Consider the following 13,419-nt stretch of genomic DNA (forward strand, 5'->3'; position numbering starts at 1 on the left):
CCTTTTATTTAGCTTCGCTATTAAGTTTGTTCAATATTTAGTTAACTGAAATCACTTTACAATAGGCCAAAAATTTAGATGTCTTGCGGGTGAGTAGCCTTCATAAAAAGCTTCGCCCAGACTGGAAAATTTTACCCTGTTCAGTCTGCCGATCTTTTCGGCATATCTGTCTCCGGTCAAAAAACAGCGGCGGCTTTTTTTATTGCCTACCCACGGTTTGTTGAATTTCTTCAATTTGCTGACAACCGGCCAGAACCCCTTCTTTTCTTTATAGGCGTTTCGCTGCGCTTGGAGAAGCAATTTCTGTTTGCCGCGGTCATTGCCTTTGTGGAAATAGTAAAAAGCCGCACCCTTGCGGATCATACGCTTGTTCACAAAGAGATTATCCACGTATACCCAGCCGATTATACGTTTGTAGCGGTCTTTGCCTTTTCCGGCAGGTTCAATGCGCACCCGTTTGCCGAGGATCAGCTTGTTGAGCATGGCCTTGGCCTGCCGGGCATAATACTGGTCCGGTTTGCCGTCCCGCCCGATTTCCGGGGTATCGATCCCGGCAATTCGTACATGTCTGTTGTCAGCAAGAACAAATGTATCGCCGTCAATCACGTAACGAACCCTGGCCTCAAAAGCTGAAGCTGTTGCCGCATTGAAAAACAGGCAGCACAGTACAAAAAAGAAAACGGGGCCCTTAAGGACCCCGCTTCGTGAATTGCTATTTTTAATTCTGACTTTCGGCATTCAAATCCTTTTACTGTGCCCAGTGGATGAGTCCGAGAGAATGAGGATCAAGCAGCAGCTCATGCTTGGGCAGGATACGTACGGTATAACCGAACCTTCCGGCCTCATTGGGCAGAACTTCGCCCTGATAAACATGCCAGCCGCCGCCCATATCTTCTTCAGGAGTCATGATCACGGTATTTCGGCGGGCAAATTTACCATCCTGCCCTACCGGTCCGGCATAGATTTCCACCTGCACATTATCCGGGGTCAAACCGTTAAGAAAAACCTCAGCTGAAATGATGATCGGCTCTTCCACATATATATCGGTATGAACTTCCGAAGTAATGTTGCGGACCTTCAGGCTGGACCACTTGGTCATTACTTCCATTCTCCATGCAGCCAGATCCTTGGCTCCCTGGAAGTTGTCCTTATGCATGGTGTTGTAATTGCTGAATGCGGGCTGGTAAGCCTTTTCAGTATAATCTTCCACCATGCGGTTGGCGTTGAATTCCGGTCCCAGAATCCTTAACGCCTTCTTAACCTTGGCAATCCAGCTGCGGGGAAGGCTGCCGTGGCCGCGGTCATAGAACTCAGGGATTATGTCATTTTCCAGTACTCTGTAAAGGGTCTGGCTCTCCACAAAATCCTGATATTCATGATCGTTGTAATCTTCACCGCGCCCAACGGCCCAGCCGAGGCTATTATCAGGCAGGTAGGCTTCATCCCACCAGCCGTCCGGGGTGCTGAACTGAAGAACACCGTTAGCCATGGCCTTCATGCCGCTGGTTCCGCAGGCTTCCAAGGGACGACGCGGAGTATTCAGCCAGATATCGCAGCCCTGAACCATGTAATTGGCGATCTTCATGTCATAGTCTTCAAGAAAGACAAGACTCATGCGGCATTCTTCACGGCGGCAGAACTGGATCAGATCCTGAATGAGCTTTTTACCGCCGTTATCCTGCGGATGGGCTTTACCTGCAAAAATAAACTGCACCGGCTGCTTGGAGTCTGAAATTATCTTAATCAGACGTTCCTTATCTTTAAACAGAAGCCCCGCACGCTTGTAGGTAGCAAACCTGCGCGCAAAACCGATGGTCAATGCACGGGGATCGAGCACTTCATCCGCAAGCTCGATTTCCTTGCGCCGCGCCCCGATATTCATCAGCTGACGACGCAGACGCTTACGCACGAAATCCACCAGACGCTCTCTGAGCCTTTCGTGGGTGCGCCAGAGTTCGGCATCGGGAATATTATCGGTCTGTCTCCATACTCTTGCGCAATCCGGGTCCTCACGCCAGTTCGGACCGAGGTAGCGGTCAAAAAGCAGAGAGAAATCAGTAGCCACCCATGTGGGCATATGCACGCCGTTGGTAATAGCCCCGATGGGTACATCTTCCACCGGATACTGCGGCCATACCTTCTGCCACATATTCCGGGAAACATGACCATGTAATTTGGATACACCGTTATTAAAACGGGAAAGTTTCAGGGCCAGCACGGTCATGCAGAACTGCTCCGCATCATCACGCGGGTCTTCACGTCCAAGAGACAGAAAAACCTTGTAAGCAAGCCCCATGGTCTGGGCATAAGGTTCAAAATACGGCCGCATCAAATCTGCGGGAAAACGGTCGTTACCCGCAGGAACCGGGGTGTGGGTGGTAAAGATGCTTGAGGAAGCAACCATTTCCATGGCCGCTTCAAAAGATAAACCGTGTTCGGTCATAAAAATGCGGATACGCTCAAGACCTGCAAAAGCGGAATGTCCTTCATTCATATGAATAACGCTCGGCTCAAGCCCGAGAGCGGCAAGGGCCTTGACCCCGCCGATGCCGAGCAGGATCTCCTGCCAGAGACGCATTTCAAGATCACCGCCGTACAGTCGCGCGGTAATGTTGCGGAAATAAGTCGGGTTTTCGGGAATATTGGTATCAAGCAGATAAAGGGTCACCCGCCCGACTTCCACATACCAGACTTTGACATGCAGAGGCTCACCTTTCATATCCAAGGTAAATTTGACCTCATTGTCGTCTTTATCTTTGGCGGCTTTGATAGACATTTCCTCAAAATCATGGCTGGGATAACGCTCCTGCTGCCAGCCGTCCTGAGTCATGTACTGCCGGAAATAACCGTGCTGATAGCACAGGCCGATCCCGATCAGCGGAATGTTCAGGTCGCTTGCTGATTTCAGGTGGTCCCCGGCAAGAATCCCCAATCCTCCGGAATAAATGGGCAGACTGAGGCCGATGCCGTATTCAAAACTGAAATAAGCCACAACAGGATCACCTTTCCGGGCACCGTCAAATTTGTAGGAACAACCTTCACGTGCAAGGTAACTTCTCTGAACTTTGGCGGCTTCCTTGAGACGCTGCACAAAAAAATCATCATTAGCGAGTTCCTCAAGCTGCTGCTGGGGCAGGCTGTTCAGGAACTTTACCGGATTCTGCTGGCAATCACGCCAGAGAACCTGATCAATAGAGGAAAAGATACTGGCAATGTCGCTGTTCCAGACAAAAAGAAAGTTATATGCCAAGTCCCAAAGCTCTTTGAGCTGACTGGGCAGACGTGGAACGACGCTGTAAACGCGAAGCGGCTGCATACTTATCTCCTTAAAATATTAATTAGATACGGGATGATTAACCGAATATATCAGAAAGCCCGAACCTTTTACACTTCTTTTTATTATTTGCCTTATTCAGGTTAACATTTCAAGACAGTTTGGCAATTATCCGGATAGAAAGTTGACACATTTGACTTACAAGAGCATTCTGCCTCTTCAAAATATCACTTGTTCAAGGATAAGAAAATGAATCCCACCCAATCCAATCCAGTTGAAGTAAAAGTAAAATTCCTCAGTGAGACCGCCCGTGAAGGAGGGCTGGACTACGCTACCCCCAATTCCGCAGGGGTGGACCTGCGTGCCTGCATTGAAGAAGATTTCGTGGAGATCGAAGCGGGCGGAAGATATGCCTTCCCCGCCGGAATAGCCATTGAGATCACCGCACCGGGCATTGCCGGATTTATCTATTCCCGCAGCGGACTGGGCACCAAGGACGGACTTACCGTCAGTCAGGGAGTCGGCGTAATCGACCCTGACTACCGTGGAGAGATCAAAGTTTCCCTGCTCAACACATCAGGCGAGAAACGACGAATTGAGCGTGGACAACGCATTGCACAGCTCGTTTTCATGCCCTACTGCCATGCCCTGCTGACTCCCAGCGAAGAACTTTCCGACACAACCAGAGGTGCCGGGGGATTCGGGCATACAGGCAAAAACTAAATCATCCACTGAAATAAAATAATATCATGAGTAAACACGATACACTTGTAGCTGCCGAACAGAAATCCATCTGCAACACTTACGGAAGGTATCCCGTAAACGTATGCAAAGCCAAAGGTTCCAGACTCTGGGATATTGACGGCAAAGAATACATCGACCTGCTTTCCGGAATTTCCGTGGTCAATATCGGCCACTGCCGGGACGACCTCGCCGACGTAATGGCAGAGCAGGCCCGTAAACTGGTGCAGGTCAGCAACCTTTTTTATCAGGAAGAACAGGTGGAACTGGCAGAAAAACTGCTCGCCACCTGCGATGCGGATAAAGTTTTCTTTTCCAACTCAGGTGCGGAAGCCAACGAAGCGGCCATCAAGCTGGCCAGACGGTACATGCGCACCGTTAAGGAAAGGGACGCTTTTGAAATCATCACCCTTGACGGCTCCTTCCACGGTCGGACCCTTGCCACCCTGACCGCCACCGGACAGACCGGCCCCATCAAGGACGGCTTCGCTCCCCTGCCGGAAGGATTCAAATATGTCCCCGCAGGCGATGTTGACACCCTCAAATCCGCCATCAGCAAAAAAACCGCTGCGGTCATGATCGAGATGGTACAGGGTGAAGGCGGCATCAAACCCCTGCCCGAGGATTACGTAAAAGCCGTTACCGAACTGGTGACAGAGAACGACATACTGCTTATTGTGGATGAAGTGCAGTCCGGCCTGTGCAGAACCGGAAAATGGTGGGCGCACCAGCATTACGGAGTGACCCCGCATATTTTCACCTCCGCCAAGGCCCTTGCCAACGGCCTGCCCATGGGCGCCATGCTGGCAACCGAGGAAGTTGCCAAAGGATTCACCCCCGGCAGCCACGCCACCACCTTCGGCGGCGGTGCACTGGTCTCCAAGGTCGCATCAAAGGTCATCGACATCATGACCGAAGACAAGCTGGCTCAGCGCGCAGCAGATCTGGGCGATTTCTTCAAGTCCGAAGCAGGCAAGCTTCAGGACAAATATCCCGGCAAGATCAAATCCGTGCGTGGCCTCGGCCTCATGCTCGGAGTGGAACTGAGCTTTGACGGCAGTGAAATATTCAACGAACTGCGTGAACAGGGCTTCATCCTCAACCTGACCAAGGGCACAATCCTGAGGCTGCTTCCAGCTCTGACCATTGACCGGGAAGACCTTGTCGCCTTTCTCGAAGCTCTGGAAGGATTGCTGGCAAAGCAGGCTTAGCTTGACCAAATCAAGTTTGATGCCTAATTTAAACTTAGGTAAAAACTTACAGCAATGGGCGGAACCCAACTATTAAAACGTTTTGGGATTCTTAAACCCTTTTGGAAAAGGGTTTAAGCCCTCGGAGAGCCGCCGGAGGCTTCTTTATAATGAATGATGTTGCACTTGCTACCCCTGTAGAGGGCGGTGTTCGAGACACCAGCATAGAACCGTGGCTGCCGACGGAAAGACCGGACGCGCTCCCGGATTCTATTGATGCGCCCACCATGCACCTGCATGAAACAGAGCAGCAGCAGATTGTAGATAAGGCCATCCACAGCCTGACAGGCAAAGGCAATCTCATTGACCGTATTGTTTAGCGGACATTAAATATAAACTTTAAAAGCCCAAATACTAGCTTTAGTACTTGGGCTTTTTCATGTACTGCTATTTCGAAAACGATAAACATTAATCAAACAAACTTGATCCCGATATAAGGAACTTCAATGCCTAAACTGCTCAGAATCCAGTTCACCCTTACCGAGCTTGAAAGCGATGAATGTCAGGTTTACCTCGGCGCACGCGTGGCCCACGGCTGGGAAGAAAAGCCGCTTGATGACGATTCCATTTTTTACACCATCCATCTGGAAGACCATCCCCTTGGCGTGGAGATCGTGGAAGAGATCAAATCCCGCTGGCCCCATGCCGGATGTGTGGGCGAAGAAATCGAAGACGAAAACTGGGGTCTTGCATGGAAGGATTATTTCGAACCCGTCACCTGCGGGCAGTTCGAAATCCTGCCCCCGTGGCTGCTGGAAAAAAAGACCGCAGGCAAAGATCACATCATCATCGAACCGAAAATGGCTTTCGGCACAGGCGGCCACCCCACTACCGCCCTCTGTCTTGAGCTGATCAGCAAGCTGGCCGAAGAAGGCAAGCTCAACTCAGACATGGAATTTTTCGATCTCGGTACCGGGTCCGCCATCCTCGCCATCGCACTTGCCAAACTGGGCCTGAAAGGTGTCGGTGTGGATATCGATCCGCAGTCCATTGTCTGCGCACAGGAAAATATCGACAACAACGCTGTTGACGGCATCATCCTTTCCGTAGGCTCTGCCGACTCCATCGATCCCAAGCTCAAATACGAACTGGTGGTTGCCAACATCCTTTCCGGTCCGCTCATCGAGCTTTGCCCGGACGTGACCGCGCGCCTCAAGGAAAACTCCATCCTGATCCTTTCCGGTATTTTAGTAGAACAGGCCGAAAAAGTAGCTGCAGAGTACATCAAGGCAGGACTGCCCGCTCCAGAAATCTTCACCATGGGTGAATGGGCAGGCTTATTGTGGAGAAATGTAAGTTCTACAGATGAATAGAGAACAAACATTAATAGAATACTATAAGGCCCTATCCGAGAGATTAGGTCCTTCGCACTGGTGGCCGGGTGAAAGCCCGTTCGAAATCGCCGTGGGTGCTATTCTGGTCCAGAATACCAACTGGGTTAACGTGGAAAAGGCCATTGACAATCTCAGGGCTAATGATGGACTGCACCCGCAGGGCTTGCGTAAATTTTCCATGGAGGAATTGCAGGAACTGATCCGGCCTTCAGGATTCTTCCGTATGAAAGCGGTAAGATTAAATAATTTCCTTGATTTCCTTGACGATAATTCTGCAAGGTGTATCACAGACTTGGAAGATGCGGAGACCTTTGAACTTCGCGAAAAACTGTTGGCTGTCAACGGGATCGGTCCGGAAACAGCAGATTCCATACTGCTTTACGCGCTGAATAAACCTGTATTTGTGGTTGACGGATACACGCGCAGGATTTTCAACCGCCATATGCTGGTTCATGAAGATATCGACTACCATGAATTGCAGGAATATTTCATGGATGTGCTTGATCCCGACGTTAAAATGTACAATGAATATCATGCCTTGATTGTACGCACAGCCAAAGAATGGTGTAAAAAATCAAACCCTGACTGTGAAAACTGCCCGCTGGGCAAATTTCTGGAAAACTGATTTCAGCTTATGTCCCGAATGGTTGCCAAAACACACCTGATCATCTTTGCCTGCGCATTGCTCATGCTTTGCGGGGCTGTGTGTGTTTCTGCGGATTCCACTGTGGACAGGTTGAAGGGCGAGATTCAGGACACCAAACAGACCGTCAAGCAGCAAAAACAGGAACTGCTTAAGCTGACCCGCGAAGAACGTTCCATGTTCGGCGAGCTTGCGGCCATTGAGGACCGTATCACAGATGTGGAACGGGAACTTTTCCGGCAGGAAGACGATCTTGCAGGCATCATGGAAGATGAACAGGCAGCCAAAGCGGACCAACGGGTTCTTGAAGGCGAACTTGATGAAATTGTCGATAAACTGAAATCCATGCTGACCAGACTCTGGCCGGTTCACTCCCGCAAACTTGAAAACAAATTCGGATCACTGGACGACTGGGAACAGGCGGACCGCAATTTCGTCTGGCTGGCCTCGTTGTACAAGGAGACTAAGGTCGAACTGGATAAAGCTCAGCAAAAGGCTGACGAAATCTCCGACAACCTTGAAGTCCAGCGGGACCTGCGTGTAAAGGCAGAAGCCAAACTGGCCGAAATCAATGGTACTAAAGACTCTCTGCTTAAAGACAAACTGAGCCTGCTGGCCGGAATAAAATCCATCCGCGCGCTTAAAATCAGCCATGAACAGGAACTCAAAGGGCTTCTTGATACAATCAACAAACTGAATTACAGACTCAAGAGCCTGACCAGCAAAAAAATTGCTAATTTTAAAGGGTCCTTACCCCGCCCATGCGAGGGGGATACCAGAGTCCGGTTCAAACCTTCCGCCAAACCGCCTGTGCGGGGCATCGGAATCCAGACCGCCGGAAATGTTGATGTAAAATCAATCTTCTGGGGCAAGGTCGTGCATAACGATACGCTCCGGGGCTTCGGGCGGGTTGTGATTATTTATCACGGCTACAACTACTACTCTCTTTACGCCTATCTGGCCGAAAGTTTCGTAAAAACGGGTCAGGAGGTCGAAAAGGATGAAATTATCGGTAAAACAGGGTATTACCCTAACTTGAAAGAAACGGGCCTCTATTTTGAATTGCGTTTTCATCAGAAACCCGTTAACCCGCAAAAATGGCTTGCCCGCTATTAATGTATAATAACTTGAGCAAGATACAGCACCCACCACGCTGGAGGAACAAATGAGAAAAACTTTGTGGTTGATTGCGATAGTCTCACTTTTCGTAATCTCCGTTGCACCGGAACCGACACAAGCTGTTGATGAAAACCGTTTTGAACCCCTGCGCAGATTTTCGCAGGTGCTTGATCTGGTGGAACATAATTACGTTAACGACATCTCCCGCAAAGAACTTGTAGATGATGCTGTAAAGGGCATGCTCGAACAGCTCGACCCGCACTCCACTTTTCTTTCCACTGATGATTTCAAAGAAATGCAGGAATCCACCAGCGGTGAATTCAGCGGCATCGGCATTGAAATCAGCATGGAGAAAGGACGCTTGACCGTTATTTCCCCCATTGAGGACACCCCGGCTTACAAGGCGGGCCTCAAAGCAGGAGACCTCATTCTTGAAATCAACGGTGAATCCACCCAGTCTATTTCGCTCATGGAAGCTGTAGGGAAAATCAGAGGCAAGCGCGGTACTGACGTTATCCTGACCATCCTGCACAAGGATGCCAACAAGCCTGAAAAGATAACCATCACCCGCGACACCATCCCCATCATCAGTGCCAAAAGTCAGGCTCTGGGTGACGGTATTCTCTACCTGCGACTGACCAGATTCAACGAAAACACCACCCGCGAAATGCATAAAGCCCTGCGCGCGTACAAGAAAAAACACACCCTCAAAGGTGTTGTTCTCGACCTGCGTAATAACCCCGGCGGACTGCTCACTCAGGCGGTATCCGTTGCTGATACTTTCATCAATGACGGACTGCTCGTTTACATTGAAGGCCGAAACAAAGCCAGCCGCAAGGATTTCATGGCAGATGAACAGGCCACTGACGTTCACGTACCCATCGTGACCCTGATCAACGCCGGTTCCGCATCCGCTTCCGAGATTGTAGCCGGTGCGCTCAAGGATCATGACCGCGCCCTGCTGATCGGCGAACGGACCTTCGGTAAAGGTTCGGTACAGACCATCATCCCTATGGCTGACGGGTCCGGCATCAAGCTGACCACCGCTCTTTACTACACCCCCAGCGGCCGCTCCATTCAGGCCGAGGGTATTAATCCTGACATCGTCTACCCCTTTGTTGCCCCGGCGGCAGAAAAAGACAAAGACGACCGCTTCATCTTGCGCGAAAAAGACCTCAGCCGTCATCTTGAAAACAACGGCAAGGACAAAAAAGAAGATAAAGCACAGGATGATAAAGCCAAGAAAATGCTTGAAAGAGATAACCAGCTCCGACTGGCACTGCAGATGGTGAAGCAGCTTCCCCGCCTGAAAGAAATCAAGTAAAATTAAGGTTTAGCAAAGTGGATCAGAACAATCCCGAACAAAACGAACAGCCCGAAATCCCGGAAACCCAACCGGGATTTCGGGCTCGTCTTTCCAAGCCTGTCACCATTGCTGCCCTGACCGTTGTCTTTGCGGCAGCTCTATGCCTGATAATTGCTTTGGCTGTTGCTCCTTCACCGGACAGCAATGCTTCCAGCGATGTTTCCGGCGAAAAGACTGCTGCCGCTCCTGTACAGCTCTACGAAGAACCTATGGAAGACGACCTTGATGATCTGGTTAAGCAGATTGACCTAAGCCTGATCAACACCCTTAAGGCCGCAAATATTTCCATGAGCGACCTGCGGCTGGAAGATGTATCCCTGAAAAAGCATCAGGGACGGGATTACCACTTCCAGCAACTCAGCTTCCCTGTATCCGGCGACAAGAAGATATTTCTTGCCGATGTACAGAAAGGGCTGGAATCCACTGCACTTAACGCCAGCCTGCATGAAGTGGCGGATAACAGCTGGATGATCAGTATCAACGGTGTGCCCACCCACAGGTTTTCCATCTTCACCCCCAAGATAAAGAAGCAAAAAACCGCCCCGGTCAAACTTGACCCCAATGCTCCCAAAATGGCCATCGTCATTGATGACATGGGCGAAGATCTGGGGCTTGCCCGAGGACTGGCCGCACTGGATGCAAAAATCACCTTTTCCATCTGGCCCAACAGTTCCCATGTAAAGAAAACCATCGCCATCGCCAAAAAAAGCGGCAATGAAATCATGGTCCACCTGCCCATGGAACCCAAGGGCTATCCCAAGGTAAACCCCGGTAAAGATGCCCTGCTGATGAAAATGGACGCTGATTCAATCAGCAGAATCACCCTTGCGGCAATCGCAAAAGTGCCCGGAGCCACAGGTCTGAACAACCACATGGGTTCCCGCTTTACCGAGTTCTACACCGGAATGGGCGTGGTTATGACCCAGTTGCATAAGAAGCACCTCTTCTTCCTCGACAGCCGGACCACTCCCAAAAGCGCAGGGCGCAAGGCCGCCTCCAAAGCAGGAGTAACCTTCTACGAACGCAACATTTTCCTCGATAACGTCAAGGATGTGAGGGCCATCAAATACCAGCTTTCCAAGACCGCCAAAATCGCCCGTAAAAGGGGGCAGGCCATTGCTATCGGACATCCGAACCACGAAACCCTTAAGGCCATCCGCCAATGGGTTGCCGAGAACAGAGGCAAGATCAGGATTGTTCCGGTAAGTTCATTGCGTCCCAACAGCTAGTCGGCTGCCACAAGTTCGTCCCGGAAATGAAATGATGCTGCGATTCAAATCTGCGGCTAAATCTATAATTGTAAAAAATATTTTTGTTCCTGTCTTGACTTAAGTGTCATTTTAAGGGCAGATTCGATTTAATAAATAATTATTTAATAAAGGGTTGTATCAGGATGAAAAAAATCCTCCTATTTCTCGTACTGCTGTTCATGGTTACGGTTCCCGTAATCCACTCCGCCCAGACTTACACTGTTTCTATTTCCCAGATTGTAGAGCACCCCTCTCTCGACGCCATGAGGGACGGTTTTAAAGACCGCCTTAAAGAGGCCGGATATGATGTAATTTACAATGAGCATATAGCTCAGGGCAATCAGGCCACCAACATCCAGATTGCCAACCAGATCAAAGGCGAAAGCCCCGATCTGGTTCTGACCATCACCACCCCTTCTTCACAGGCGGTTGCCCAGAAGATCAAAGACATTCCCGTACTTTTCACCGGTGTGACCGATCCCGTTGCCGCAGGGCTGGTAAAAAGCCTCATGCAGCCCGGTAAAAACATCTCCGGTATGACCGATATGAGCCCGGTTCTGCGTCAGGTGGAGCTGATCAAGGAATTCATGCCTGAGGTCAAAACCATCGGTACCATCTACAATGCAGGTGAAGCCAACTCCATCGTACTGACCAATATGCTCAAGGAAATCTGCAAGGATTTCGACATCAAGGTAGAGGAAGCTTCCATTGCCAACTCCAGCGGAGTTTATCAGGCTGCCAAAAGCCTTGTGGGCAAATGTGACGCTGTCTACATCCCGCTGGACAACACTGTAGTTTCCGGTCTTGAAGCAGCCATCAAGGTCTGTCGCCAGAACAAACTGCCCATCTTCTCTGCCGATACAGATTCAGTAGAACGCGGAACCGTGGCCGCACTGGCTGTGGATTACTACCGTATGGGACTGCAGACCGCTGACATGGCCGCCCGTCTGCTCGGCGGCAAAGCCAAACCTGCGGATATGCCGGTTGAAACCCTCCAGAACCTGCGCCTCTTCGTAAATGAAAAAGCAGCCGCTAAAATGGGAGTAAAGATTCCCAAGCAGGTCATGGAACGGGCTGACAAAATCATCAAATAAATATTTACAACATGACACCAATAAAAAGGCGTGGAATTTTCCACGCCTTTTTTGTTTTGCGGAGGCAGGTTAATTATCGAACAGCTCTTTCAACTTTTCAGAATCATTTCCATAATTCGCCAATCCGAGCATGAGCAGCAATCTGGCCTTGTGGCCCTTAAGATTTCCCGCCAGAATACAGCCATCATCCGACAAAGTCTTTCCCCCTCCCGGCCCGCCGTAAACAGGCTCAACAGCACCATAGTATACGGAAGAAGAAATTATGACCGCAACCTTGCGGGACAATGCATACTTGATAGCTTCATAAACCGCCTTATTAACATTTCCGGCTCCAACCCCGTCAACAACCAGCCCCTTTGCACCGGAATCAACCGCATGCAGCACAAGAGAACCGTCCGCACCTGCATAGGTTGCAATGTAGACCACCTTCGGCAGCTTTTTAGGCAACGGCAGATACTGACGATGGACCCGCTCATTAATGCGGTATATCTTCTTTCCGGAAATGTATCCCAGATATCCTTTTTCGCCGGACATGAAAGTCTGCATATTTATGGTCTGGGTCTTGCGCACCGCCCGTGCGGAATTGATGTATCTGTTCAGGGTGACAGTCACCCCCCAGTTCCGGGCTTCAACGGACGCAGCCTGAATTACGGCATTCATGATATTTCCGGGGCCATCGGGATTTGCGCTGGATGCATCGTTCATGGCCCCGGTAAAAACCACCGGTTTATCGCTTCTCGTTGTCAAATCCAGAAAATACGCCCCTTCGGCCATGGTGTCGGTCCCATGGGTGACAACAACGCCATCAACTTTATCATCTGCCAGCAACTCATTAACTTTACGACTCAGCCTGCCCCAGATTTCCGGAGTCATCTGAGAACTGTCAATATTGCACAGCTGCTGAACACTGACATTGGCAATCTCAGCCAGCCCCGGCACGGCGGCAATAAGTTCTTTACCCGAAAGAGCGGGAACAGCCCCCCCGGTTTTCGGATCTGTCTTTTCGGCAATGGTTCCCCCGGTAGAGACAATAACAATATTGGGCAGCTCTGCATTCCACTTATCCCCGGCCAATACAGGAGACAGGAACAATAAAGTCCCCAAAAAGCAGACAGCAAACCCAATACGAATACGCAAAAAAAATCTCCCGTTCATATGTGCAGCAATAGAATCCATGCCTTCCAACCTCCATGCGGATAATTAAATATGCTCAAGACTTATTTGAACATAATCCAATTAAAAAATCTTTGCATCTGCACTGTGTATAAATCAAAATTATCAATAAAATTTAAAGCCTGTTTACCCTTGTAAAACCACTCTGTTTTGATTTACATAATGCCCCGACGGA

At 49.9% G+C, this 13,419-nt stretch carries 12 protein-coding genes; 9 read left to right on the top strand and 3 right to left on the bottom strand.

Annotated elements, in window-relative coordinates; all coding sequences use genetic code 11:
* Positions 1-51: 51 nt before the first annotated feature.
* Positions 52-738, bottom strand: a complete 687-nt coding sequence (locus FMR86_RS11920; protein ID WP_163351627.1) for a thermonuclease family protein — start codon at positions 736-738, stop codon at positions 52-54.
* A gap of 10 nt (positions 739-748) precedes the next feature.
* Entirely contained in the window at positions 749-3,316 is a 2,568-nt protein-coding gene (gene glgP, locus FMR86_RS11925) for an alpha-glucan family phosphorylase (RefSeq protein WP_163351628.1), read from the bottom strand.
* Between the two features lie 207 nt (positions 3,317-3,523).
* On the opposite strand from glgP, the gene dut reads away from it, so the two are divergent.
* From dut to FMR86_RS11970, 9 genes are all read left to right on the top strand, one after another.
* The gene (gene dut / locus FMR86_RS11930) at positions 3,524-3,997 is read left to right on the top strand and encodes a dUTP diphosphatase (RefSeq protein WP_163351629.1); all 474 of its coding nucleotides are present in this window, start codon (positions 3,524-3,526) and stop codon (positions 3,995-3,997) included.
* Between the two features lie 26 nt (positions 3,998-4,023).
* On the top strand, positions 4,024-5,226 hold the full coding sequence (locus FMR86_RS11935; RefSeq protein ID WP_163351630.1) for an aspartate aminotransferase family protein: 1,203 nt from the start codon (positions 4,024-4,026) through the stop codon (positions 5,224-5,226).
* A gap of 149 nt (positions 5,227-5,375) precedes the next feature.
* On the top strand, positions 5,376-5,585 hold the full coding sequence (locus FMR86_RS11940; RefSeq protein WP_163351631.1) for a hypothetical protein: 210 nt from the start codon (positions 5,376-5,378) through the stop codon (positions 5,583-5,585).
* Between the two features lie 126 nt (positions 5,586-5,711).
* Complete coding sequence (locus FMR86_RS11945) at positions 5,712-6,578, top strand: 50S ribosomal protein L11 methyltransferase (RefSeq protein ID WP_163351632.1); 867 nt, start codon at positions 5,712-5,714, stop codon at positions 6,576-6,578.
* Complete coding sequence (locus FMR86_RS11950) at positions 6,571-7,224, top strand: endonuclease III domain-containing protein (protein WP_163351633.1); 654 nt, start codon at positions 6,571-6,573, stop codon at positions 7,222-7,224. The genes FMR86_RS11945 and FMR86_RS11950 overlap by 8 nt, the downstream gene beginning before the upstream one ends.
* 9 nt (positions 7,225-7,233) lie before the next feature.
* A complete protein-coding gene (locus FMR86_RS11955) occupies positions 7,234-8,358 on the top strand; it encodes a peptidoglycan DD-metalloendopeptidase family protein (protein ID WP_163351634.1) in 1,125 nt (374 codons plus the stop codon).
* Positions 8,359-8,407: 49 nt separating this feature from the next.
* Entirely contained in the window at positions 8,408-9,685 is a 1,278-nt protein-coding gene (locus FMR86_RS11960) for a S41 family peptidase (protein ID WP_163351635.1), read from the top strand.
* A 17-nt stretch (positions 9,686-9,702) separates the two neighbouring features.
* Entirely contained in the window at positions 9,703-10,956 is a 1,254-nt protein-coding gene (locus tag FMR86_RS20840; RefSeq protein WP_163351636.1) for a divergent polysaccharide deacetylase family protein, read from the top strand.
* 164 nt (positions 10,957-11,120) lie between these two features.
* Complete coding sequence (locus tag FMR86_RS11970) at positions 11,121-12,071, top strand: ABC transporter substrate-binding protein (RefSeq protein ID WP_163351637.1); 951 nt, start codon at positions 11,121-11,123, stop codon at positions 12,069-12,071.
* A 69-nt stretch (positions 12,072-12,140) separates the two neighbouring features.
* On the opposite strand, the gene FMR86_RS11975 is transcribed toward FMR86_RS11970, so the two are convergent.
* Positions 12,141-13,208, bottom strand: coding sequence for an asparaginase (locus tag FMR86_RS11975; RefSeq protein WP_203544865.1), 1,068 nt, complete (start codon positions 13,206-13,208; stop codon positions 12,141-12,143).
* Positions 13,209-13,419 lie beyond the last annotated feature (211 nt).

The organism is Desulfovibrio sp. JC010 (assembly GCF_010470675.1).
In the GTDB taxonomy this organism is placed as follows: Bacteria; Desulfobacterota; Desulfovibrionia; order Desulfovibrionales; family Desulfovibrionaceae; genus Maridesulfovibrio.

Coding starts and splice junctions, on each gene's coding strand:
- FMR86_RS11955 (WP_163351634.1), top strand. CDS start 7,234: ATGTCCCGAATGGTTGCCAAAACACACCTGATCATCTTTGCCTGCGCA.
- FMR86_RS11920 (WP_163351627.1), bottom strand. CDS start 738: ATGCCGAAAGTCAGAATTAAAAATAGCAATTCACGAAGCGGGGTCCTT.
- FMR86_RS11935 (WP_163351630.1), top strand. CDS start 4,024: ATGAGTAAACACGATACACTTGTAGCTGCCGAACAGAAATCCATCTGC.
- dut (WP_163351629.1), top strand. CDS start 3,524: ATGAATCCCACCCAATCCAATCCAGTTGAAGTAAAAGTAAAATTCCTC.
- FMR86_RS11945 (WP_163351632.1), top strand. CDS start 5,712: ATGCCTAAACTGCTCAGAATCCAGTTCACCCTTACCGAGCTTGAAAGC.
- glgP (WP_163351628.1), bottom strand. CDS start 3,316: ATGCAGCCGCTTCGCGTTTACAGCGTCGTTCCACGTCTGCCCAGTCAG.
- FMR86_RS11950 (WP_163351633.1), top strand. CDS start 6,571: ATGAATAGAGAACAAACATTAATAGAATACTATAAGGCCCTATCCGAG.
- FMR86_RS11960 (WP_163351635.1), top strand. CDS start 8,408: ATGAGAAAAACTTTGTGGTTGATTGCGATAGTCTCACTTTTCGTAATC.
- FMR86_RS11970 (WP_163351637.1), top strand. CDS start 11,121: ATGAAAAAAATCCTCCTATTTCTCGTACTGCTGTTCATGGTTACGGTT.
- FMR86_RS11940 (WP_163351631.1), top strand. CDS start 5,376: ATGAATGATGTTGCACTTGCTACCCCTGTAGAGGGCGGTGTTCGAGAC.